Raw genomic sequence first — 22,285 nt, forward strand, 5'->3', positions numbered from 1 at the left:
GGTCGCAGCAGCGTCATTCGGGAGAGCCCAACTCTAGCCGACGCCGAGCCTTGGGCAAGGCCGCCAGGCGCTTCACCTCGGCATGGAAGCGCGGCCAGTCCGAGCCCTGGGCCACGAACAGGCGCTCGAAGGCCGGCACCAGGCCGTGATAGGCGGCCAGCACGCCGAAGGCGGCGTTGTTGGCGCGGGCGAACCAGCCGTCATAGCCCGCCCAGCCCTGCCAGGGGCCGTCGCGCCAGCGGCGGTAATCGGCCTGGATGGCGGCCATGGCCTCGCGCTTGGCCGTCTCGCGGCCCTCAGGGGTCAGGTCTTGCCCGTAGACGCCGGCCAGGCGCTCCCGCCCGCGCAGGGCAAGGGCCAGGAACTCGTCCCGCCGCTGACGCTGGCGCTCATAGGCCAGCGCGGCCTCCGCACTGCCATGCTCAGCCAGCCAGCGCCGGGCGCCCATGCGCTCCACGGCGGTGGCGTAGCTCTCGTTGAACTCCGTGTCGTCGGCCGCATAGGCCTGCTGGTGGGCCAGCTCGTGGAAGATCAGGCCGGCGAGCTCGCCCTCGCCGTCGCGGATGAAGGTGTTGAGCAAGGGGTCGCCGCCGAGCCAGTTGCCCCAGCCCAGCGTCGAGTAGGCGGGCACGGGATAGACCTGCAGCTCCCAGCCCTCGGCCTTGAGCTGATCGGCCAGGGCCTGCGCCGCGGCGCGGTCGAAGAAGCCGCGATAGCCGGCGCAGCCCATCAGCGGATAGCACCAGGTCTTGAGCTGCAGGCTGTAGGGCGGGGCCGCGACCACGTTCCAGACGGCGGCAGGCCGCCCCAGGTCGGCATAGCGGCGGTAGCTGGCGTTGTCCGGCAGGGCCAGGGTGGCGGTGGCGTAGTCGCGCAGCCGCTGGCTGAGCAGCAGGCGCTCGCGCAGGGCCGGGTCGAGATCCGGCTGGCTCAGCCATTGATCCACGGGCCGGGCCGCCTGCACCAGCTGCAGATGGCCGCTGACGGCCTGCCCCAGGTAGCCCAGCTGGGCACAGCCCGTCAGCCAGGGCAGCAGCAGGGCCGCCCACAGACCGGCACGACCCGGGGCCCGGATCAGCCCCCTCATCAGACGGCCGCGATCTCGACCAGGCAGTCGTAGAAGGTGGCGCCGCCGCCGATGTCCGTGAGGCCTTGCTGCGTCACGGCATTGACGTTCTCGCCGCCCGGCGAGAGCTTGCGCCACCACACGCCCAGGCCATTGACCACGCCGGGCCGTGCACGCTCGCTGATGTGCAGGCGGCATTGCAGGCTGCCGCGGTCATTGAAGATGCGCACCATGCGGCCATGCTCGAGCCGGCGCGCCGCGGCGTCGTCGGCATGCATCTCGACCAGGGGTTCGCCCTCGATGTCGCGCAGGCTCTTCACGTTGACGAAGCTGCTGTTGAGGAAGTTGCGCGCGGGCGGCGAGATCATGGCCAGCGGGTAGCGCGCCGCAAGCTCCGGGCTGCTCAGCCGGCTCTCGCGATTGGGCACGTGGTCCGGCAGGCCGTAGCGCGGCGAGATGCACTGCACCCGCCCCGTGGGCGTGGGCCAGCCGCCCTCCGCAAAGGGCGCCTCGGGCACATCCAGGCTCACGAAGCCCTGGGCCTTGAGCTGGTCCTGGTCGATGGCGTCGGTGAAGGCCTGGGCGGCGAGCTGCTCGTCGGTCTCGCGGAAGCAGGGGTCGTCCAGGCCCATGCGGGCGGCCAGCTCGCGGAAGATCTGCGTGTTGGGCCGGGCCTCGCCCAGTGGCGCAATGGCCGGCTCGTTGCGCAGCACATCGGTGTGGCCGTAGCTGGTGTGCACGTCCAGGTGCTCCAGCTGCGTGGTGGCAGGCAGCACGTAGTCGGCCTGGTCGGCCGTGTCGGTCATGAAGTGCTCCAGCACCACGGTGAAGAGGTCCGGGCGCTGGAAGCCGCGCAGGACCTGGGCGGTGTCAGGCGCCACGGCCACGGGATTGCTGTTGTAGACGATCAGGGCCTCGATGCGCGGCCCGAACTCGGGCGAGGCCTCGCGCAGCAGGGCCTCGCCGATGGCGCTCATGTTGACCATGCGCGGCTGGCGGCCCGCCAGCAGGTCCGGGCGCTCCAGGGCCTGGGTGTTCTTGACCCGTGCCGCCCAGCCCGAGGCCGACAGCAGCAGGCCGCCGGCACGGTGCTTCCAGGCGCCGGTCAGGCAGGGCAGCAGCGCGATCAGCCGCACCGCATTGCCGCCGCCGTGCACGCGCTGCATGCCGTAGTTGAGGCGGATGGCCGCAGGGGCCGTGGTGCCGTACTCGCGGGCCAGCTGGCGCACTTCGTCCGCCGTGATGCCGCAGACCTCGGCCGCGCGCTGCGGCGGCCACTGCAACGCCCGCTCGCGCATCGCGGGCCAGTCGTCGACATGACGGTCCAGGTAGTCCTGGTCCAGCCAGCCGTGCACGATCAGCTCGTGCATGAGGCCCAGGGCCAGGGCGCCGTCGGTGCCGGGCAGCAGGGCGATGTGCTGGTGGCACTTGTCGGCCGTCTCGGTCTTGCGGGGATCGATGCAGACCAGCCGCGCGCCATTGCGCTTGGCCTGGTTGGCGTAGGTCCAGAAATGCAGGTTGGAGGCGATGGAGTTGCTGCCCCAGATCAGGATCAGCCGGCTCTCGGCAAAGAAGCGCAGGTGCATGCCCACGCGGCTGCCGTAGGTCGCATTGAGCGCCTCGGCCCCGGCGGAGGCGCAGATGGTGCGGTCCAGCCGCGCGGCGCCGAGCGCGTTGAAAAAGCGCGCGGCCATGCTCTCGCCCTGGATCAGGCCCATGGTGCCGGCATAGCTGTAGGGCTGGATGGCCTGGGGGTCGCGCGCGGCGATGGCGCGCAGGCGGCGGGCGATGTCGTCCAGGGCCTCGTCCCAGCTGACCGGCTCGAAGCGCGGCGCCTCATGCTTGGCGCTGACCCGCTTCATGGGCTGCAGCAGGCGTTCGGGATGGTAGGTGCGCTCCGGGTAGCGGGACACCTTGGTGCACAGGGCGCCATGGGTGGAGGGGTGTTCCGCCCGTCCCTGGACCTTGACCACCCGCTCGTTCTCGACGGTGATCTTGAGGGCGCAGGTGTCGGGGCAGTCGTGCGGGCAGGCGCCGTGGACGACGCGGCTGGCGATGGCGGGCTCGGGGGCGTTCATCCGAGCACTATTGCACAAGCGCCCTGCCCAAGCCTTTCGCAAGGGCGAAGTTCGGCAATTAGTTACAGGGTAAACCCTAGATTTGCGATACGCTCCGCGGCTTTTTGCAGTCCCGTCCCCGCCCATGAACCGCCGCCTCGCCCTTGCCCAACTCGCCAGCCTGTCCGCCCTGCCCCTGTGGAGCCAGGCCCAGGACCAGAAGAAGATCGTGCTGGGCCAGTCGGCACCGCTGAGCGGCCCCGCGGCCCAGCTGGGCCTGCAGATGCAGGCCGGGGCGAAGCTCTACTTCGATGGCGTCAACGCCAGTGGCGGCATCGGCGGCCTGCCCGTGGAGCTGCGCACCCTGGACGACGGCTACGAGCCCGAGCGCTGCAAGGCCAATACCGAGCAGCTGATTGCCGGCCATGCCTTCGCCCTCTTCGGCTATGTGGGCACGCCCACCTGCCTGGCCGCCCTGCCCCTGGTGCAGCAGGCCAAGATCCCCTTCTTCGCCCCCCTGACTGGCGCGGAGGCCCTGCGCGATCCGGCCAACCCCTGGGTGTTCCACCTGCGCGCGTCCTACAACGACGAGACGGCCCTGATCGTCCGGCAGCTGACCCAGCTGGGGCTCAGCAAGATCGCCGTCTTCCACCAGGACGACGCCTACGGCAAGGCCGGCCTGGACGGCGTGGTGCGCGCCCTGATGCAGCGCAAGCTGACTGTGCATGCCACCGCCACCGTGCAGCGCAACAGCGTGGACGTGGCCGAGGCGGCCCGCAAGCTGGCGGCCTCCCAGCCCGAGGCGGTGGTGCTGGTCAGCGCCTACAAGAGCTGCGCGGCCTTCATCCGCGAATCGCGCCGGGCCGGCTACTCGGGCCAGTTCTTCAACGTGAGCTTCGTGGGCACCCAGGCCCTGCTGGACGAGCTGGGCCGGGAGGCCAACGGCATCGTGGTCAGCCAGGTCATGCCCTATCCCTTCGGCGTGGCGTCCGGGGTCGTGGCCGAATACCAGGCCGCCGCGCAGAAGGCGGGTGGCAGCCACGTGCTGAACTACACCGCCATGGAGGGCTTCCTGGCCGCCAAGGTCATCAGCGAAGGCCTGCGCCGCATCAACGGCAAGGGCAGCCGCGAGGCCCTGGTCAGCGCCCTGGAGAGCCTGCAGAACTACAACGCCGGCGGCTTCCCGGTGAAGTTCGGCCCCGGCCGGCGCGTGGCCTCCAACTTCGTCGAGCTCTCCATGCTGACTGGTGACGGCAAGGTCAAGCGCTGAGCGGTCGGTCGGGGCTCGACGGGTACACTGCCCCGGGACCGGTCCCGCACCGGCGCCTGGAGCCTGTCCATGAAACTCATCCCCGACATCCTCGCGGACGCCGCGGCCCTCACCGCCCTGCGCCGCGACATCCACGCCCACCCCGAACTCTGCTTCCAGGAAGAACGCACCTCGGAACTCATCGCCCGGCAGCTGACGGCCTGGGGCATCCCCGTACACCGCGGCCTGGGCAAGACCGGCGTCGTGGGCATCCTGAAGAACGGCAGCAGCACGCGCACGCTGGGCCTGCGGGCGGACATCGACGCCCTGCCCATGACCGAGCACAACACCTTCGCCCATGCCAGCCAGCATGCGGGGAAGATGCATGCCTGCGGCCATGACGGCCACACGGCCATGCTGCTGGCCGCGGCCCAGCACCTGGCCCGCCACCGCAATTTCGACGGCACCGTCTACCTGGTCTTCCAGCCCGCCGAGGAAGGCGGCGGCGGCGCGCGCGAGATGATCAAGGACGGCCTCTTCGAGCAGTTCCCGATGGAGGCCATCTTCGGCATTCACAACTGGCCGGGGATGAAGGCCGGCGAGTTTGCGCTCAAGAGCGGGCCGGTCTTCGCGTCCAGCAACGAGTTCAGGATCACCATCCGCGGCAAGGGCTGCCACGCCGCCATGCCGCATCTCGGGATCGACCCGGTGCCCGTGGCCTGCCAGATGGTCAATGCCTTCCAGGCCATCATCAGCCGCAACAAGAAGCCGCTGGACGCCGGCGTGATCTCGGTGACCATGTTGCGCGCCGGCGAGGCCACCAATGTCGTGCCCGACCACGCCGAGCTGCAAGGCACGGTGCGCACCTTCACGCTGGAGCTGCTGGACCTGATCGAGCAGCGCATGGAGAAGGTGGCCCGCGCCACGGCCGAGGCCTTCGACTGCGAGGTCGAGTTCCATTTCCGCCGCAACTACCCGCCCACCATCAACCACCCGGCCGAGACCGCCTTCGTGCGCGGCGTGCTGGAAGACCTGGTGGGCCCCGCGAACGTGCAGGAGTTCGAGCCCACCATGGGCGCCGAGGACTTCAGCTACTACCTGCAGAAGATCCCCGGCTGCTACTTCCTGATCGGCAACGGCGACGGCACCCACCGCGTGGGCGGCCACGGCCTGGGTCCCTGCACGCTGCACAACCCCAGCTACGACTTCAACGACGAACTGATCCCGCTGGGCGGCTCCATGTGGGTGCGTCTGGTGGAAAGCTGGTTCAAGCCTTGAGCCCTGATATGGACAAAGACCAAGTGATCAACGAGACCCGTGACTGGGTCCAGAAGGCCGTCATCGGCCTGAACCTCTGCCCCTTCGCCAAGGCGGTCGAGGTGAAGAAGCAGCTGCGCTACGTGGTCAGCGAAGCCACCACGCCCGAGGAGCTGCTGAAGGAGCTGGCGCATGAGCTGCTGCTGCTGCGCCGCACGGATCCGGAAGAGACCGAGACCACGGTGCTCATCCACCCCCTGGTGCTGACCGACTTCCTGGACTTCAACGACTTCCAGGGCGCCGCCGACGCGCTGGTCGAGGACCTGGAGCTGGACGGCCTCCTGCAGGTCGCGAGCTTCCACCCGGACTTCCAGTTCGAAGGTACCGAGCTGGACGACATCAGCAACTTCACCAACCGCTCGCCCTACCCCACCCTGCACCTGCTGCGCGAGGAAAGCATCGAGCGCGCCGTGGAATCCATGCCGGACACCGACGCCATCTACGAGGCCAATATCGCCACCCTGGAGAAGCTGGGCCTCGAAGGCTGGAAGGCCCTGGGCCTGAAGACGCACGGCTGAGGCCAGGGGCAGATCCGGACACCGTCGATGGATGTCCTGATCTGACCGAAAGCGGTCCGCATGCGGCGCGACGCCCGGGTGCCCACCCGGCACCATGAGCACATTCCCAACCACCGCAAGGAATGCACTCATGAACACCGCCCTGATCTTCATCGACGTCCAGGAATCCTTCCGCCACCGCCCCTACTGGAACGAGGCCGAGCTGCCCGCCTACCTGGAGCGCAGCAACGCCCTGCTCCAGGGCGCGCAGGCCGCGGGCATCCCCATCGTGCGCATCCTGCACAACGACGGGCCCGAGACCGCGGACAACGCCTTCGCGCTGAAGTCCGGCCATGTACGCCCGCTGGACGGCCTGGTGCCCTATGAGGCGGCCGTCGAGTTCATCAAGCACCGCCACAGCGCCCTGGTGGGCACGGGCCTGGCCATCTGGCTGCATCAGCAGGGCATCCAGCGCCTGATCGTTGCCGGCATCCGCACCGAGCAGTGCTGCGAGACCACCACCCGCCATGCCAGCGACGAAGGCTGGCTGGTGGACTACGTCACCGAGGCCACGCTGACCTTCGCCATGCAGCACGACAGCGGCGCGGTGCTGAGCCCGGCGGACATCAAGCTGCGCACCGAGACCGTGCTGAAGGACCGCTTCGCCCACATCTGCACGGTGGAGCAGGCCCTGCAGCGCGCCAAGGCCATGTCCTGATCTGACAGGCATACTCAGCGCCATGCGCTCGCCCGACACCCCCATCGACGCCGTCTTCCTGATCCAGCCCCGTGCCCTGCTGCTGGACCTGGCAGGCCCGGCCGAGGCCCTGCGCCTGGCCAACCAGGCCCTGCAGCGCCAGGGCCTGGCGCCGGCCTTCCGCCTGCGCTACGTGGCCGCGCAGCCGCAGGCCGTGAGCTCGGTGGGCCTGATGGTGAGCGGCCTCGAGCCCCTGCCCTCGACCCTGACGCCGGACAGCTGGCTCTTCCTGCTCGGCTGCCGCCACATGCAGCCCGACGAGCCAGCGGCGGGCAGCGCCGAGCGTGCCGACCAGTTGCGCACCCTGCGCTGGCTGCACGAGGTGGGCGGCACACTGCTGGAGGCGGGCTCCGGCCGCGTGATCAGCATCTGCTCCGGCGCCCTGCTGGCGGCCGAAGCCGGCCTGCTGCAGCAGCGGCGCTGCACCACCCACCACGAGCTGCTGGACGAGCTGCGCCAGCGCGCCCCGGCCGCCGAGGTGGTGGACAACCGCGTCTTCGTGCTGGATGGCTCCCTGGCCACCAGCGCCGGCATCACCGCCGGCATCGACCTCACCCTGCACCTGATCCAGGCCCGCTGCGGGGATGCCATCGCTGCCAGCGTGGCCCAGACCATGGTGGTCTACCTGCGGCGCAATCCCCAGGACCCCGAGCTTTCGCCCTTGCTGGCCCACCGGCATCACCTGCATCCGGCCCTGCATCGGGTGCAGGACGCCATCAGCGCCCGCCCCGCCGAGGACTGGAACCTGGATCGCATGGCCGCCGTGGCCCATGTGACCCCGCGCCACCTCGGGCGGCTGTTCGGCGAGCATGCGGGCACCACACCCCTGCGCTACCTGCAGTCCATCCGCCTGGAACTGGCCGAGCGGGCCCGCCAGAAGGGCGCCAGCCTCTCGGAGGCCGCCCGCCTGGCCGGATTCAGCTCGGAGCAGCAATGGCGCCGCACCCGTCATGCGCTGGCGCATTGACGCCCCTCGGGTCAACTAGCACAAAGTGCCATGCCCGTAGTCAAGCAGGCGCCATTGCCATCTGTTAACTTGGCGAACCACAACAATCAGAGGAGCCCCCCTTGAACAACTGGCCGCAGCGACTGGAAGCACTGGACCGCGAGCGACTGCAAGGCATGCGTCGCGGCGTGGAAAAGGAAAGCCTGCGCACCGCGCCGGAGGGTTCCCTGGCCGCAACGCCGCATCCGCTGGGCCTGGGCTCGGCGCTGACGCATCCGCATGTCACCACCGACTTCAGCGAAAGCCAGCTGGAGCTCATCACCGGCGTGCACGCCACGGCCGAGGCCTGCGAGGCCGAGCTGACGGAAATCCACCAGGCGGTCGACGCCCTGCTGGGCGAGGAAACCATGTGGGCCTCCAGCATGCCCTGCTTCCTGCCCGCCGACGAGACCATCCCCATCGGCCGCTACGGCTACTCCAACATCGGGCGGGCCAAGAGCGTCTATCGCATGGGCCTGGGCCACCGCTATGGCCGGCGCATGCAGACCATCTCGGGCATCCACTACAACTGGTCCCTGCCCGGCATCACGAGCGAGCAGTACTTCGACCTGATCCGCAATTTCCGCCGTCACAGCTTCCTGTTGCTGCTGCTGTTCGGGGCCTCGCCGGCCCTGTGTTCGAGCTTCGTCGAAGGCCGGGACCACGGTCTGCAGCCCTTCCCCGCGCCGGTCCAGGGCAAGGCGCCCTGCGGCACCCTGCACCTGCCCTACGCCACCTCGCTGCGCATGGGCCGTCTGGGCTACCAGAGCGATGCGCAGTCCACGCTGGCCGTCAGCTACAACAGCCTGGAGGGCTATGCCGCCTCGCTGCAGGACGCCCTGCTGCGGCCCTATCCGGCCTACGAGGCCATCGGCATCATGAACCCGGGCGGCGAGTACAACCAGCTCTCGACCAGCCTGCTGCAGATCGAGAACGAGTTCTACGGCACCATCCGCCCCAAGCGGGTGATCCGCAGCGGCGAGCGCCCCCTGCATGCGCTGCGCGAGCGGGGCGTGGAGTACGTGGAGGTCCGCTGCATGGACCTGGACCCCTTCGAGCCCGTCGGCATCAGCGCATCGACCATGCGCTTCATCGACCTCTTCCTGCTGCACTGCCTGCTGTCGGACAGCCCGCCGGACACGCCCGCCGAGATCGCCGCCCTGGCCCGCAACCAGCAACTGACGGCCTCCCGCGGCCGCGAGCCCGGCCTGCAGCTGGAGCGCGCCGGCCAGCCCGTGCTGCTGCGCGACTGGGCCGCCGAGCTCCTGGAGGAACTGGGGCCGCTGAGCGCCCACCTGGACCGCCAGCTGGGCGGCGAGGCCTATGGCCAGGCCCTGGCCGTGGCCCGGGAGCGCTTCCAGCATCCCGAGCAGCTGCCTTCCGCCCGCGTGCTGGAGACCATGGCCCGCGAATTCGGCCATTCCCACCTCCGCTTCATCGGCCACTGCTCGCAGCAGGCGCGCGCCCATCTGCGGGCCCAGCCCCTGAGCGCCGAACGGCAGGCCGCCTTCGCGGAAATGGCCCGCCAGTCCCTGGCCGAACAGGCCGCGGTCGAGGCCGCGGACACCCTGTCCTTCGAAGAGTTCCGGCAGCAGTACCTGGCCCCGGCCCAGCTCCAGGCCTGAAGACGTCCGCGCCGGGCCCGCTCAGAAGCGCAGGCCCAGCGAGACGCGCGTGGCGTCGCTGCCTGAGAAGTTCTGCTTGGGGTCGCGCGCCAGGCGCAGGAACAGGGTCTGGCCGTCCAGGCCCAGGGTCCAGCCCCAGGCGCGCACGGGGCCGGCGTCGCCCTGCCCAGTCTTGCGCAGCAGGTCCACGAGCACGCGCTGGCCGGCCATGGTCCAGCGCCCGCTCAGGTGCAGATGGCGCTGCCCGGTGTGCAGGCGGTCGTCGGCGATCCAGGTGGCGGACCAGAGCCCGCCGTGCTCGTCATGCAGGCCGGCGCCCAGGGTGATGGCGTCATTGGGATCGAAATTGAGGTTGTAGTAGGGCCGCAGATTGGTGCGCCCCCAGCCCACCAAGCCGAACCAGCGGCTGCCCCACTGCAGGTTCACACTGCCGCCGACGAAACCGCCGGTGGCCGCCTGCAGCGAGGGCTGCAGGGACCAGTCCCCGCCCAGGTCCAGTGCGGCATCGCCGCCGATGCGGGCCTGCGCACCGAAGACCGGGTCGCGGTAGTGGCCGATCCACAGGCTGTTGTCGTCCTTGCGCCAGCGCAGGTTGAGGTCGGTGCCGGCGCCCTGGTCGCTGTAGTGGTAGTGGCCCAGTGTCAGTTTGAAGGCCGGGGCTGGCTCGGCATCCGCGCGGGCGCCGGTCGCGGCCATCAGCGCCAGGCAGGCCAGCAGGACCGCGGCCAGCCCTTGCGGGCAGCGGCGTGCATCGTTGGTCATCGACATGTCGGGGGCCCCTCCAAAGGTCCCGCCGCTGCTCCTCGGCGGCGGCGGGCCTGCGCATGCTACGCCCGGACAGGACGAGCCGGGCCGGCGCCGCGTTCTGCCCTGTCTTCAGAGCGAAGCCGGCGGCCACGGGTGGTCTGTGATCCGGCAGGCCGGCGACTGCGAGGCCGGCACCGCCTGGGCGCGCAGCACGGCGCCCGCGGGGGTCAGGTTCTGGATGAAGAAGCAGGTGTAGTCGTCGTAGAAGTGGTTGGAGACCTTGTCGAGCTGGGCCTGGCCCACACGGCGCGGACCGTACTGGACGCCCACCGCCGCCCGCTGCTGCGCCGAGGGATTCAGGGACAGGAAACGCGCCGCCAGCGCTGCGCCGAAGTTGGGGTGGTGCTCGTCGAAGCAGCCGCTGTCAGTCAGGCCCGGATAGTCGACTGCCCGCGGCTCGTAGCAGACGCCCTCCTTCATTGGATCCTTCCCCTCGGGCGCCACGCGCGTGCCCAGCGGCACCACGGCGAGGTTGCCATGGTCCGTCGGGGCACGCTCGTAGCGCATCCAGAAGGGCGGGTCCGTCAGGTCCAGGGCCGCGAGGGCGCTGCCGGGGGCGATGAAGGGCGGGTCGTTGCGATCCAGATAGGCCCGGTAGTCGAAGCCCGGCTGCGTGTAGGGCGGCACGGGCACGGTGGCCTGAGGCATGACGAAGGTGTCGCGCAACTCGACATGCTCATAGCTCGTCTGCGCCTGCACCACGAAGACCGCACGCGGCTTCGAGGACTGCGCGTGCCAGTCGGGCCGGCTGCGGTCGATCTGGTCGGGCATGAAGGCGTTCAGCAGGGCCAGGGAGCCCCGGGACTGGCCCAGCAGGAAGATGTTGTCCGGATCCACGCCCAGGTCCGCGGCACGGGAGCGCACCCATTGCACGGCCTGGGCGATGTCGGTGTGCGGCACCTGTGGGTCGAACTTCCGCGGATCGACCGACTGGCTCGCCCGCGGGTGGCGGAACTGGATGGACATGAAGGCGAAGCCGGCATGGACGGCCGGCACCACCAGCTTCTCCATCAGCGGCGAGGTCTCGTCCGGCCGGGCATTGCCCTCGATCATCACCTGCGAGGGACCGCTGGGATGCGCCCAGATGATGAGCGGCAGGGCCTGCTTCTTGGGCAGGGCATTGCTGCGGTACATCTCATAGCGCTGGTCATAGGGCGCGTCCTGGTCGGTGCCGTACTTGCGTTCGATCCAGGGCGTGCCGTCGGCATAGCACAGGCCGCGCGACTGCCACATCGTGCTGCCGTAAGCGCCCGGCGCCGGCTTCAGATGGGACGCGAAGTCATAGTGGCCGTTGGCCTGCAGCGGCACCTGAGTGCAGGCGGTGCCTGCAAAGGCGCCGCCCGCCGTCATGCACAGAAGGCCGGCCATCAGGCGATGGGGCCAGGTCTTGCCTCTTGTCATCCTCAGTCTCCTCGTTGAATGGGAGACCGCATGCTCCAGGGGCCCATTTGCGGGCACTTTGCTCGGACGTTGAGCGCGCGGACACAGTCGCAAGCAGTCGTATCAGCGGTCCGCCCTTGTGCCAGTTCATCCACGCCGGCTGTGGACAAGTGTGTGGGTGGCCCGGTGAGGGCCGCGCCAAGCCCTTGATTCAGAAGGCGCCGGCAGACTTTGCCTCTTTTTTGCGCAGCGGCAGAGCCGGTGGCGCACCGGCCAGGTTGTCGATCAGCTGGGCCAGGGTGGCTTGCAGGGTGGGGCGCACCTGCGCCGCCGCCACCTCCCATTGCGGCAACTGCCCATCGATCTGCATGCGCACCAGGCCATAGGCCATGGCCCGCAGCCCAAGTGCCACCTGCCCGGGAGCGAGCCCCGCGAAGTAGCCGGCCGCCTGGGCCTGCTGCACGCGCTGCAAGGTGTGGCTGCGCAGGGCGGCGAACTGCGCACGCAGGCGCTCCGAACGGTCAAAGCGGTAGAGGCGCCTGGCCGAGGTCAGGCGAAAGGCCGTCGGGTGGCTCAGGGTCCAGTCCAGAAAGGCGGCGCCCAGCGCCTTCAGCGGTGCGAGCGCCCCGGGACCCAGCCCGTGCTGCTCGCGCTCCAGCTGCAGGCGCAGGCTCACCTGGAGACTGGGCACGGCCGCGCTGCTCCTGCTGTGCGCCTGGACGCTGGGACTGTCACCCGATGTCGACAGCGTGCGGCTGCAGATCCGCGCCACCGCCCGCAGCTCGCTGTGCTTCTTCCTGCTGGCCTATGTCGCCTCGTCGTGGCGGGTCCTGCATCCGGGGCGCTTCAGCGACTGGCTGCGGCAGCGCCGGCGCCAGTGGGGCCTGCTCTTCGCCACCTCGCACGCCCTGCACGCGGCCGGCCTCGTGGCGCTGCACCACATGGCCAGCCCGGCGCTGTGGGCGCAGCTGACCTCGCTGCCCAGCTGGATCCTCGGCGGCTCGGGCTATCTGGTGCTGACGCTGATGGCTCTCAGCGCTCATGACGCCGCCGTCCGGACACTGGGCGCCGAACGCTGGTCCCGCCTGCACCGCCTGGGCCTGCACTGGTTGTGGACGCTGTTTCTGCTGTCCTGTGCCAAGCGGGTGGGCGGCAACCCTCTGTACCTCCTGCCGGTGGGACTGCTGCTGGGGGCGCTGGCAGCACGCTTGTGGGCTCACCTCTTGAAACGCCGCGGGTCATCCCTATAATCCTTTCCTGCTAGCACTCTCATATGTCGAGTGCTAACAACCCGGATTCCTCCGGTTTGTCCCGATGTGATGGCTGGGGCGCCCTCCCGGCGTCCGGCCCGCAACGACCCAAGACTCTCAGCAAGGAGATGTGATGAAACTGCGTCCTCTGCACGATCGCGTGATCGTTAAGCGCCTGGAAAACGAAACCAAGACGGCCTCCGGCATCGTCCTCCCCGACAACGCCGCCGAGAAGCCCGACCAGGGTGAAGTGCTGGCCGTGGGTCCTGGCAAGCGCAACGACAAGGGCGACTTCGTGGCCCTGAACGTGGCCGTGGGCGACCGCGTGCTGTTCGGCAAGTACTCCGGCCAGTCCGTCAAGGTGGACGGCGAGGAACTGCTGGTGATGCGCGAAGAAGACCTCTTCGCCGTCGTCGCCAAGTAATCGCTACTGCGCGGCTGCCTGGCGTCGTTGGGCGGTGCTCGGGATCCTCACGTAGCGCTGCTACGTTCCGGTCCCTGCGCTCCGTCCGCCTAGCCAGCCAGCCGCTCGCTACGCGCTTCCTTGGCGCCGCCTGAGCGCAAGGAAGCCGCCAACGCAAACCCCAAGAATTTCGGAGAAATCAACATGGCAGCAAAAGACGTGGTCTTTGGTTCCGACGCCCGTGCACGCATGGTCGAAGGTGTGAATGTCCTGGCGAACGCCGTCAAGGTCACCCTGGGCCCCAAGGGCCGCAATGTGGTGCTGGAGCGTTCCTTCGGCGCCCCGACCGTGACCAAGGACGGTGTGTCCGTGGCCAAGGAAATCGAACTGAAGGACAAGCTGCAGAACATGGGCGCCCAGATGGTCAAGGAAGTTGCTTCCAAGACCTCGGACAACGCCGGTGACGGCACCACCACCGCCACCGTGCTGGCCCAGGCCATCGTGCGCGAAGGCATGAAGTACGTGGCCGCCGGCATGAACCCGATGGACCTGAAGCGCGGCATCGACCGTGCCGTGGCCGCCCTGGTCGTGCAGCTGAAGGCCGCCTCCAAGGCCACCACCACCTCCAAGGAAATCGCGCAGGTCGGCACCATCTCGGCCAACAGCGACTCCGACGTGGGCGAGATCATCGCCTCCGCCATGGACAAGGTCGGCAAGGAAGGCGTGATCACCGTTGAAGACGGCAAGAGCCTGAACAACGAGCTGGACGTCGTCGAAGGCATGCAGTTCGACCGCGGCTACCTGTCGCCCTACTTCATCAACAACCCGGAAAAGCAAGCCGCGATCCTGGACAACCCGTTCGTGCTGCTGTTCGACAAGAAGATCAGCAACATCCGCGACCTGCTGCCCACGCTGGAAGCCGTGGCCAAGGCCGGCCGTCCGCTGCTGATCATCGCTGAAGACGTCGAGGGCGAAGCCCTGGCCACCCTGGTGGTGAACACCATCCGCGGCATCCTGAAGGTCGTGGCCGTCAAGGCTCCGGGCTTCGGCGACCGTCGCAAGGCCATGCTGGAAGACATCGCCATCCTGACCGGTGGCAAGGTCATCGCCGAAGAAGTCGGCCTGAGCCTCGAGAAGGTGACCCTGGCTGACCTGGGTCAGGCCAAGCGCGTCGAAGTGGGCAAGGAAAACACCACCATCATCGACGGCAACGGCGCAGCCGCTGACATCGAAGCCCGCGTCAAGCAGATCCGCATCCAGATCGAGGAAGCCACCAGCGACTACGACCGCGAAAAGCTGCAAGAGCGCGTGGCCAAGCTGGCCGGCGGCGTGGCCGTCATCAAGGTCGGTGCAGCCACCGAAGTCGAGATGAAGGAAAAGAAGGCCCGCGTGGAAGACGCCCTGCACGCCACCCGCGCTGCCGTGGAAGAAGGCATCGTGGCCGGTGGTGGCGTGGCCCTGCTGCGCGCCCGCCAGACCGCTGGCGAGATCAAGGGTGACAACGCTGACCAGGACGCCGGCATCAAGCTGATCCTGAAGGCCATCGAAGCCCCGCTGCGCGAGATCGTGTCCAACGCCGGTGGCGAGCCCAGCGTCGTGATCAACAAGGTCCTGGAAGGCAAGGGCAACTTCGGTTTCAATGCCGCCAACGACACCTACGGCGACATGATCGAGATGGGCATCCTGGACCCGACCAAGGTCACCCGCACCGCCCTGCAGAACGCCGCTTCCGTCGCTTCGCTGATGCTGACCACCGAGTGCATGGTCGCTGAAGCCCCGAAGGACGAGTCCGCTGCCCCGGCCATGCCCGGCGGCATGGGCGGCATGGGCATGGACATGTAAGTCCAGGCCCCCGGCAGTCCCTGCCGGTGCCTCTCTGAAACCCGCGACGGCCGCCCGGCCTCGCGGGTTTTTTCATGGGCGGCCGCGGCGTCTCTGTTGCCAATCCCCCTCACATGAAGGGGCCTTGCCGCCCGGGTGCGCACTCTGTCGCTCAAATGGCAGGAGGCGGACCGCCCGTCCCAGGTTCCTGTGTCATGCCGGCTTCATAATGCGGAACATCATGTCCAACGCCCCGAGCCTGCAATCCCTGGTTGACGAGGTCATCGTGCAGATGCCCTCGATGAGCCACACCGTGGCCCACCAGATCCAGGACGACCTCAAGGCCGATCCCCTGCTTCACGCCCTGCAGTACGCCTGGGCCGTCAACAAGGGTCGCTTCGCCACCGATTTCCAGGCCGCGCTCCAGCCCCTGCTGGAATCCGCCCGGCGTGGCGAGGACCCCCTGCAGCGGCGCAGTGGCTCGCTGGGCCTGCAGTCGCTGAGCCTCGTGGACGAGAAGCAGGCCCTGCAGGACGTGTCCATCGCACACGTGGTCTCGGCCGTCGAGGAACATTCGCGGCCCGAGCTGCACCAGTTGGTCAACTTCTTCGCCGCGCTGCGGGGCATCGCCCGCCCCATGAAGCAGGACAACCCCCTGCGCCCGGCCGTCTTTGCCAATGCCCTGGTCACCGCCATCCAGAACATGCAGCTGGATGGCGAGGGCTGCTACGCCATGACCAAGGTGGCCACCCCTCATGTGACACAGGCCCTGGGCCTGATCTATCAGCGCCTGTGCGACCAGATGCGCAGCGCCCAGCTCGCGCCGCTGGTGGAAGGCTATGGCATCGGCAGCACGCGCGACATCGAGACCCGGCTGCGCCAGGCCGCCGTCCCGGGCGTCAACCCCACGCTGGACACCCTGGCGCGACGTGTCGATGCCATCAACTCCCGGCCCCAGGCCCTGCGCAGCGGCTCGAGCACTTCCCAGGCCCTCGGCCCCAACACCCTGCTGCGCGGCGGTGGCGACCTGCTGACGCGCCTCTACGACCAGATCCTGGCCGACCCCAAGCTGCTGCCGCCGGTCAAGGCGCTCATGTCGCGTCTGCAGGTGGCCGTGGCCCGGCTGTCCCGCACCGACCCCAGCCTGCTGCGACGCCAGGACCACCCGGTGTGGAGCCTGCTCAACCGTGTGGCCGCCCATGGCGCCGGTTTCCAGCGGGCCGACGACGAGCGCCTGCGTCAGTTCCTGGACTTCATGAACGGCATCGTCCAGCAGCTGGTGGAAGCCCAGTTGCTGACCGGCCTGCAGTTCCAGCAGGCCCTGGGCCTGGTCGACCAGCACATCCGCGAGCAGGCAAGCCGCCACGGAGAGCGCAGCGCCTCTGCCCTGGCCGCGCTGGAGCGTGAAGGCCAGCGCGTGGCATGGCTGGAGCTGCTGCAGGGCCAGCTGCGGGAACAGCTCTCCGACACCGCCCTGAGCCCCACGCTGCGCAAGTTCCTGCTCAAGCCCTGGGTGGAGGTCATCGTGCAGAACATGGTGCTGCACGGCCGCGAGGCGCCCGAGGCCCAGGCCAGCATCGAGCTGGTGGACGAGCTGCTGGACAGCCTCCAGCAGCGCCAGAGCGAGATCGCCCGCACCCAGCTGCGCAGCCGCCTGCCCGGCCTGATCAAGCGCATCGAGGCCGGCATGGACCTGATCGCCTTCCCGGCGGACAAGCGCCAGGTCGTGCTCCAGGACCTGATGAACCAGCATGGCCGCGTGCTGAGCGGCCTGCCGGCCCATCACCACACCGCGCCGCAGGACCGCGCACCGGTGCCGCGCCGCGACCTCAGCCCCGAGGAGCTGCTGCAGCAGCTGCTCAACGAGCGTGAGTCGCAGATGCCCTCGCGCTGGGCCCATGACCAGGTCAACCGGGGCGAGCTGCCCACGGTGCCGGTGGGCCTCTATTCGGAGTCCAGCTCGCCGGATTCACGCATCGCCCTGCAGGCCTGGATGGGCAATCTGCAGGTGGGCAACTGGTACCACATGTTCGTGCAGAGCCAGTGGATCACCGCCCAGATCGCCTGGATCAGCGAGAGCCGCCAGTTCTTCCTCTTCGTGGGCCAGGACGCCGACGAACGCCACTCGCTGACGCGGGGCGCCATCGAGCAGCTGCTGGCCAATGGCCTGATCACGGCCCTGGAAGAGGACACCCTGGTGCAGCGGGCCGTTTCGTCCCTCATGCAGGACCTGGACGACGCCCCCTGAGCCGGTGAAGCCCCGCATGCAGCCCCGCCGCCCCGGCACCGCCGCCCGCCACGTGTCCGGGCGCTCCGCCCTGCTGCGCCCCCTGGTGCTGCTGGCGCTGGCCCTGCCCCTGCAGGCAGCCCGGGCCGAGTCCCTGCCCCCGCCCCGCGCGACCGAGCTGCCGGCGCCCGGCATGCTGCAGCCGCAGGGCGCCCGCCCACGTCTGGGCCTGGTGCTGTCCGGCGGCGGCGCCCGCGGCCTGGCGCATGTGGGCGTGCTCAAGGTGCTGGAGCGGGAGCACATCCCGGTGGACGTGATCGCCGGCACCTCCATGGGCGCCATCATCGGCGGCCTCTACGCCAGCGGCATGAACGCCCGCGAGCTGGAACGCGAGATGCAGCAGATCGCCTGGGACCGCATGTTCGCCAGCCGCGTCGAGCGCCAGCAGCTCTCGCAGCGGCGCAAGGAGGAGGACTTCGAGTTCTCCGCCGTGCTGGAGCTGGGCCTGCGAGGCGGCGAGGTGCGCGTGCCGCAGAGCACCCTGTCAAGCCGGGGCCTCGACGCCCTGCTGCGCCGACTGACCCTGCCCGTGCGCGGGGTGGACCATTTCGACCAGCTGCCCACGCCCTTCCGCGCCGTCGCAACGGACATGGAAAGCGGCGCCCAGGTCGTGTCCGAGTCCGGCGACCTCGCCCAGGCCCTGCGCTCCAGCATGAGCGTGCCCGGCGTCTTCGCCCCGGTGGAGAGCGACGATGGCCGCATCCTCGGCGACGGCGGCCTGGTCAACAACCTGCCGGTGGACGTGGCCCGGCGCATGGGCGCCGAGCGCGTCATCGCCATCAATGTGGGCACGCCGCTGTCCGGCCGCGACTCGCTGAATTCGCTGGTGGGCGTCACGGCCCAGATGATCAACATCCTCACCGAGCAGAACGTGCAGCGCTCCATCGCCAGCCTCTGGCAGGAGGACCTGCTGATCACGCCGCAGCTCAACGGCATGGGCTCGGGCAGTTTCGAGCGCAGCAAGGACTTCATCGCCCTGGGCGAGGCGGCCGCCGAGCAGGCCCTGCCCCAGCTGCGCGCCTTCGCCATCAGTCCCGAGGCCTATGCCGACTGGCTGCTCGCCCGCACCCACGCCCAGCCTCCCGCCCCCGTGCTGGCGGGCATCAGCTTCGTGGGCAGCGACGTGGCCAATCCGGAGCGCTTCAAGGACCAGCTGGAGGCTCGCCCCGGCCAGGTCTTCGATGCCGAGCGTGCCGAGCGCGACGCCCGTTTCCTGGCCTCCTCCGGTGACTTCGTGCGCGTCGACTACCACGTCGAGGAGCACAGCGAGGGCAACCAGCTGGTCTTCATGATGGAAGACAAGCCCTGGGGCCCCAACTACTTCCGCGCCGGCATCGACCTCAGCACCGACTTCAACGGCGAGAGCGCCTTCAACCTGCGCATCAGCCACAACAGGCACTGGCTGACCCCGAACGGCACCGAATGGCGCAACCAGCTGACCATCGGCCAGAGCCCGCGCCTCTACACCGAGCTGTATCACCCGCTGATCCAGAAGCTGGGGACCAGCAATGACTGGTTCGTCTCCAGCTGGGGCGAGATCGAGCGGCACAACCTGACCCTCTACAACGCCGAGACCGGCCAGGGCCTGGCGCGTCTGGGCCGAAAGAGCCTGCGCTATGGTCTCGATGTGGGCCAGCCCTGGGGCCGCCTGGGCGAGGTCAGGCTGGGCCTGGTGCGCGAGCACTGGCGCGTGCACCCGGACCTCATCACCGTGGATCCCAGCCAGCTGGGCGAGGCCGACCAGCAGCGTCTCAACAAGACCTGGACCGAGACCGGCCTGCGCCTCAAGGTGGTGGTGGACCAGCTGGACTTCGCCAACTTCCCGCAGCGCGGCTACCGCACGACCTTCGAGCACACGGCGGGCAAGCAGAACCAGCCGGGCGGCCGCAGTGACGCCTTCAGCCGCACCGAACTGCAGGGCACCCTGGTGGGCAGCTGGGGCCGCCATACGCTGAACCTGCACCTGCGCGGTCTCAATGCCCATCAGCCCGAGGACTCGGCCCAGGGGCCCTACAGCCTGGGCGGCTTCCAGCAGCTCTCCGGCTACCAGCCCGGGCAGCTGACCGGCAACACCCTGCTCTTCGGCCGCCTGAGCTACTACCAGCGCCTGGCCCAGACGCCGGTGCTGACACGCGGCTTCTTCGTTGGCGGCTCGCTGGAGGCCGGCAATGCCTGGGACACGCGCCAGAACGTGAGCCTGCGCGGCCTCAAGCTGGCGGGCAGCCTCTTCATCGGTGCGGACACCGGCCTGGGCCCCCTCTACCTGGCCCTGGGCAAGGGGCGCACGACGGACACGGCGGTCTACCTCTTCATCGGCCGCCCCTGACGCCGCGGGCGATGCAGAATTCGGGCATGCGGCCCCGCACCCCTCTTCTGCGTCGAATGCTGCTGCCGGTCCTGCTGGCGCTGGCCCTGGCATCGAGCGTCAGCATGGCCGGTGCCGCCTCTGCCTCCGCGCCCGCCGCAAGCGCGGCCGCCAGCGAGCCCACGCTGAGCCTGGCCACCGGCACCGACGCCCAGAGCAGCGACGGCCGCTGGCTGCGCCGCATCTTCACCGAGGCCCTGCACCGCCTGGGCTGGCGCCTGGTGGTGCAGGAAATGCCGGCCCGGCGCGCCGAGCTGGCCATGCAGCGCGGTGAGGTCGACGGCGAGATGGTGCGCACCGCCGCCTATGGCGAGCTGCACCCTGAGCTGCAGCGGGTGGACGCGCCCCTGATGCAGGCCTCATTCGGCATCTACGGCACCGGCACGTCGGGGCGCCCGCAGACGCTGGACGAGCTGCGGCGGACCGAGGGCGTGGTGATCTACCGGCGAGGCGTGGTGGTCTGCGAGCAGCGCCTGCGCGAGCTGCTGCCGCCGGAACGGCTGGTCGAGATCTCGGCAGCCGACAACGCCGTGCGCATGCTGGCCCGCGGCCGGGCACGCTTCGTCTGTGACATGGACAGCACCTTCGTCCTGAGCCTGGCGCATCTGGGCGAGACCCGCTCGCCGCCCCTGCACCGCCTCTTCGAGCTGGGCTCGCCCATGGCGCTGTATCCCTATCTTCATGCCCGCCATGCGGCGCTGGCACCGCGGCTGGCCGCGACGCTGCAGGCCATGCGCGCCGAAGGCTGGCTGACGCCGGCCCCGAACGCGTCCGCCGTCGGTCATTGACGGCAGGCCCCCGGCGGTGCGAACGCCCGGACGGCGCTCAGCGTGCGGCGGCCTGGCTCAGCGCAGGTCGGCGTCGCCCGCCGAGCCCGGGCCCGCGGACGGGTCTTCGGGCAGGTCGTCCAGGTCCGGCATGGCCGGCACCACCGGGGCCTGGCGCACCCAGTCGTAGAGGATGTGGGCCACATCGGCCACGCCCTGCTTCTTGAGCGCCGAGAAGAGGGTGATGGAGACATCCGACTCCTCGGTGGCCATGCCCCCCAGCACCTCCTGGGTGGCGGCCAGCGCGGCCTGCGCCTCCTTGCGGTTGAGCTTGTCGGATTTGGTCAGCAGCACCAGCAGCTTGACTTCACCGTTGGCCACGCGCGTGGCGACGAAGTCCAGCAGCTGGCGGTCGAGATCGGTGAGGCCCAGGCGGGAGTCCACCATCAGGACCACGCCCGACAGCGAACGGCGCACCTCGAGGTAGTCGGCCATGACCTTCTGCCAGCGCAGCTTGGCATCGCGGGCCACGGCGGCATAGCCGTAGCCTGGGAGGTCGGCGAAGAGCGCATCGGGGGCGTCCTTGGGGCCCAGATGGAAGAGGTTGATGTGCTGCGTGCGGCCCGGCGTCTTGGAGGCGAAGGCCAGGCGCTTCTGCTGCGCCAGGGTGTTGATGGCCGTGCTCTTGCCGGCATTGGAGCGGCCGACAAAGGCGATCTCCGGCAGCTCGCTGGCTGGCAGGTGATGCAGCTGGCTCGCCGTGGTGAGGAAGCGGGCAGTGTGGGTCCAAGCCAACACAGTCTTGTCCGAAGGGGCGGTCTCGGCCGCTTGCGGCGCTTGGCTGGGGTTATTGCTGCTCATGTTGATCCAGTGGGCTGAGTTTGCCATTGTAAAATCCGCCGGTTGCGCTTACAGACCCCCTTACTCATGAAGAATGCTGCTTTCCTGTTGATGGGCCTCGTCTTCACCGTTGCCGCCAGTGCATCGGAAGCTCCGGCGCCGGCCAAGCCCGATCTCAACAAGGGCCAGGCCATCTCGGCCCAGGTCTGCTCGGCCTGCCACACGGCCGATGGTTCGCGCGGCAGCCCGGCCAATCCCATCCTACAGGGTCAGCACGCGGACTACCTGGTCAAGCAGCTGACCGAGTTCAAGTCCGGCAAGCGCGACAACGCAGTGATGAAGGGCATGGCCTCCACGCTGTCTGAAGAAGACATGAAGAACGTGGCCGCCTTCTACGCCTCCAAGCAGGCCAAGCCCGGCTTCGCCAAGGACAAGACCCTGGTGACCCTGGGCGAGAAGATCTACCGCGGCGGCATCGCCGAGCGCCAGATCCCCGCCTGCGCCGGCTGCCACAGCCCCAACGGTGCCGGCATCCCCGCCCAGTACCCCCGCCTGGCTGGCCAGCACAGCGACTACACCGAGCTGCAGCTGAACAGCTTCCGCGCCGGCAAGCGCGGCAACAGCGTTCAAATGACCGCCATCGCCGCCAAGATGAACGACCGCGAGATCAAGGCCGTGGCCGATTACATCGCCGGTCTGCGCTGATCCGCAGCCGGCCCGGGCCGTAGCGCCCGAATTGATCCATGGCAAGAGGCCGGCGCTTTGGCGCCGGCCTTTTTTCTTGGCCCCGGTCTTTGCCGGCCGCTGCGACG

Annotated in this window: 19 protein-coding genes; 13 read left to right on the forward strand and 6 right to left on the reverse strand. The window is 69.3% G+C overall.

Annotation, left to right across the window (positions count from 1 at the left end; genetic code table 11):
• Positions 1-13: 13 nt before the first annotated feature.
• Both O9Y01_RS04405 and O9Y01_RS04410 read right to left on the reverse strand, forming a co-directional pair.
• Positions 14-1,087, reverse strand: a complete 1,074-nt coding sequence (locus O9Y01_RS04405) for an aminopeptidase (RefSeq protein ID WP_269630264.1) — start codon at positions 1,085-1,087, stop codon at positions 14-16.
• Complete coding sequence (locus O9Y01_RS04410; protein WP_269630265.1) at positions 1,087-3,144, reverse strand: molybdopterin-containing oxidoreductase family protein; 2,058 nt, start codon at positions 3,142-3,144, stop codon at positions 1,087-1,089. The genes O9Y01_RS04405 and O9Y01_RS04410 overlap by 1 nt, the downstream gene beginning before the upstream one ends.
• Before the next feature lie 124 nt (positions 3,145-3,268).
• Here O9Y01_RS04410 and O9Y01_RS04415 point away from each other — a divergent pair, with 124 nt between their 5' ends.
• The 6 genes from O9Y01_RS04415 to gshA all read left to right on the forward strand — a co-directional run bounded on the left by O9Y01_RS04415 (position 3,269) and on the right by gshA (position 9,553).
• Positions 3,269-4,393, forward strand: a complete 1,125-nt coding sequence (locus O9Y01_RS04415) for an ABC transporter substrate-binding protein (RefSeq protein WP_269630266.1) — start codon at positions 3,269-3,271, stop codon at positions 4,391-4,393.
• 69 nt (positions 4,394-4,462) lie between these two features.
• The gene (locus tag O9Y01_RS04420) at positions 4,463-5,650 is read left to right on the forward strand and encodes a M20 aminoacylase family protein (RefSeq protein ID WP_269630267.1); all 1,188 of its coding nucleotides are present in this window, start codon (positions 4,463-4,465) and stop codon (positions 5,648-5,650) included.
• Between the two features lie 8 nt (positions 5,651-5,658).
• Entirely contained in the window at positions 5,659-6,207 is a 549-nt protein-coding gene (locus O9Y01_RS04425) for a DUF1415 domain-containing protein (protein WP_269630268.1), read from the forward strand.
• A gap of 130 nt (positions 6,208-6,337) precedes the next feature.
• The gene (locus O9Y01_RS04430) at positions 6,338-6,904 is read left to right on the forward strand and encodes a cysteine hydrolase family protein (RefSeq protein ID WP_269630269.1); all 567 of its coding nucleotides are present in this window, start codon (positions 6,338-6,340) and stop codon (positions 6,902-6,904) included.
• 22 nt (positions 6,905-6,926) lie between these two features.
• Positions 6,927-7,910 carry a GlxA family transcriptional regulator gene (locus tag O9Y01_RS04435; protein WP_269630270.1) on the forward strand — a complete coding sequence of 328 codons (984 nt, stop codon included), beginning with the start codon at positions 6,927-6,929 and terminating at the stop codon, positions 7,908-7,910.
• Positions 7,911-8,011: 101 nt separating this feature from the next.
• Positions 8,012-9,553 (forward strand): glutamate--cysteine ligase, encoded by a 1,542-nt coding sequence (gene gshA, locus O9Y01_RS04440; protein ID WP_269630271.1) that lies wholly within the window; start codon positions 8,012-8,014, stop codon positions 9,551-9,553.
• Positions 9,554-9,574: 21 nt separating this feature from the next.
• Here the strand turns inward: gshA and O9Y01_RS04445 are convergent, their stop codons facing one another.
• From O9Y01_RS04445 to O9Y01_RS04455, 3 genes are all read right to left on the reverse strand, one after another.
• Positions 9,575-10,321, reverse strand: coding sequence for a hypothetical protein (locus O9Y01_RS04445; protein WP_269630272.1), 747 nt, complete (start codon positions 10,319-10,321; stop codon positions 9,575-9,577).
• A gap of 108 nt (positions 10,322-10,429) precedes the next feature.
• The gene (locus tag O9Y01_RS04450) at positions 10,430-11,761 is read right to left on the reverse strand and encodes an alpha/beta hydrolase (RefSeq protein WP_269630273.1); all 1,332 of its coding nucleotides are present in this window, start codon (positions 11,759-11,761) and stop codon (positions 10,430-10,432) included.
• Between the two features lie 190 nt (positions 11,762-11,951).
• Entirely contained in the window at positions 11,952-12,431 is a 480-nt protein-coding gene (locus tag O9Y01_RS04455; RefSeq protein ID WP_269630274.1) for a TetR-like C-terminal domain-containing protein, read from the reverse strand.
• 58 nt (positions 12,432-12,489) lie between these two features.
• On the opposite strand from O9Y01_RS04455, the gene O9Y01_RS04460 reads away from it, so the two are divergent.
• The 6 genes from O9Y01_RS04460 (at position 12,490) to O9Y01_RS04485 (ending at position 20,654) form a co-directional block, all read left to right on the forward strand.
• Complete coding sequence (locus O9Y01_RS04460) at positions 12,490-12,990, forward strand: hypothetical protein (RefSeq protein ID WP_269630275.1); 501 nt, start codon at positions 12,490-12,492, stop codon at positions 12,988-12,990.
• Positions 12,991-13,123: 133 nt separating this feature from the next.
• The gene (groES, locus tag O9Y01_RS04465; RefSeq protein WP_183103857.1) at positions 13,124-13,414 is read left to right on the forward strand and encodes a co-chaperone GroES; all 291 of its coding nucleotides are present in this window, start codon (positions 13,124-13,126) and stop codon (positions 13,412-13,414) included.
• 183 nt (positions 13,415-13,597) lie between these two features.
• Positions 13,598-15,235 (forward strand): chaperonin GroEL, encoded by a 1,638-nt coding sequence (gene groL, locus O9Y01_RS04470; protein ID WP_183103858.1) that lies wholly within the window; start codon positions 13,598-13,600, stop codon positions 15,233-15,235.
• A 220-nt stretch (positions 15,236-15,455) separates the two neighbouring features.
• On the forward strand, positions 15,456-17,462 hold the full coding sequence (locus tag O9Y01_RS04475; protein WP_269630276.1) for a DUF1631 family protein: 2,007 nt from the start codon (positions 15,456-15,458) through the stop codon (positions 17,460-17,462).
• A 16-nt stretch (positions 17,463-17,478) separates the two neighbouring features.
• Positions 17,479-19,827 (forward strand): patatin-like phospholipase family protein, encoded by a 2,349-nt coding sequence (locus tag O9Y01_RS04480; RefSeq protein ID WP_269630277.1) that lies wholly within the window; start codon positions 17,479-17,481, stop codon positions 19,825-19,827.
• Between the two features lie 26 nt (positions 19,828-19,853).
• Positions 19,854-20,654, forward strand: coding sequence for a substrate-binding periplasmic protein (locus O9Y01_RS04485; RefSeq protein WP_269630278.1), 801 nt, complete (start codon positions 19,854-19,856; stop codon positions 20,652-20,654).
• Positions 20,655-20,711: 57 nt separating this feature from the next.
• Here the strand turns inward: O9Y01_RS04485 and yihA are convergent, their stop codons facing one another.
• Positions 20,712-21,494, reverse strand: coding sequence for a ribosome biogenesis GTP-binding protein YihA/YsxC (gene yihA / locus O9Y01_RS04490; protein WP_269630279.1), 783 nt, complete (start codon positions 21,492-21,494; stop codon positions 20,712-20,714).
• A 66-nt stretch (positions 21,495-21,560) separates the two neighbouring features.
• Here yihA and O9Y01_RS04495 point away from each other — a divergent pair, with 66 nt between their 5' ends.
• Entirely contained in the window at positions 21,561-22,178 is a 618-nt protein-coding gene (locus tag O9Y01_RS04495; RefSeq protein ID WP_442952707.1) for a c-type cytochrome, read from the forward strand.
• The last annotated feature ends 107 nt before the right edge of the window (positions 22,179-22,285 follow it).

This window comes from Pelomonas sp. BJYL3 (assembly GCF_027257975.1).
GTDB classification, from domain to species: Bacteria; Pseudomonadota; Gammaproteobacteria; order Burkholderiales; family Burkholderiaceae_C; genus Roseateles_B; species Roseateles_B flavus.

Coding starts and splice junctions, on each gene's coding strand:
- O9Y01_RS04495 (WP_442952707.1), top strand. CDS start 21,561: ATGAAGAATGCTGCTTTCCTGTTGATGGGCCTCGTCTTCACCGTTGCC.
- O9Y01_RS04480 (WP_269630277.1), top strand. CDS start 17,479: ATGCAGCCCCGCCGCCCCGGCACCGCCGCCCGCCACGTGTCCGGGCGC.
- O9Y01_RS04450 (WP_269630273.1), bottom strand. CDS start 11,761: ATGACAAGAGGCAAGACCTGGCCCCATCGCCTGATGGCCGGCCTTCTG.
- O9Y01_RS04475 (WP_269630276.1), top strand. CDS start 15,456: ATGTCCAACGCCCCGAGCCTGCAATCCCTGGTTGACGAGGTCATCGTG.
- yihA (WP_269630279.1), bottom strand. CDS start 21,494: ATGAGCAGCAATAACCCCAGCCAAGCGCCGCAAGCGGCCGAGACCGCC.
- O9Y01_RS04425 (WP_269630268.1), top strand. CDS start 5,659: ATGGACAAAGACCAAGTGATCAACGAGACCCGTGACTGGGTCCAGAAG.
- O9Y01_RS04420 (WP_269630267.1), top strand. CDS start 4,463: ATGAAACTCATCCCCGACATCCTCGCGGACGCCGCGGCCCTCACCGCC.
- O9Y01_RS04435 (WP_269630270.1), top strand. CDS start 6,927: ATGCGCTCGCCCGACACCCCCATCGACGCCGTCTTCCTGATCCAGCCC.
- O9Y01_RS04410 (WP_269630265.1), bottom strand. CDS start 3,144: ATGAACGCCCCCGAGCCCGCCATCGCCAGCCGCGTCGTCCACGGCGCC.
- groES (WP_183103857.1), top strand. CDS start 13,124: ATGAAACTGCGTCCTCTGCACGATCGCGTGATCGTTAAGCGCCTGGAA.
- O9Y01_RS04405 (WP_269630264.1), bottom strand. CDS start 1,087: ATGAGGGGGCTGATCCGGGCCCCGGGTCGTGCCGGTCTGTGGGCGGCC.
- O9Y01_RS04445 (WP_269630272.1), bottom strand. CDS start 10,321: ATGTCGATGACCAACGATGCACGCCGCTGCCCGCAAGGGCTGGCCGCG.
- groL (WP_183103858.1), top strand. CDS start 13,598: ATGGCAGCAAAAGACGTGGTCTTTGGTTCCGACGCCCGTGCACGCATG.
- O9Y01_RS04415 (WP_269630266.1), top strand. CDS start 3,269: ATGAACCGCCGCCTCGCCCTTGCCCAACTCGCCAGCCTGTCCGCCCTG.
- O9Y01_RS04430 (WP_269630269.1), top strand. CDS start 6,338: ATGAACACCGCCCTGATCTTCATCGACGTCCAGGAATCCTTCCGCCAC.
- O9Y01_RS04485 (WP_269630278.1), top strand. CDS start 19,854: ATGCGGCCCCGCACCCCTCTTCTGCGTCGAATGCTGCTGCCGGTCCTG.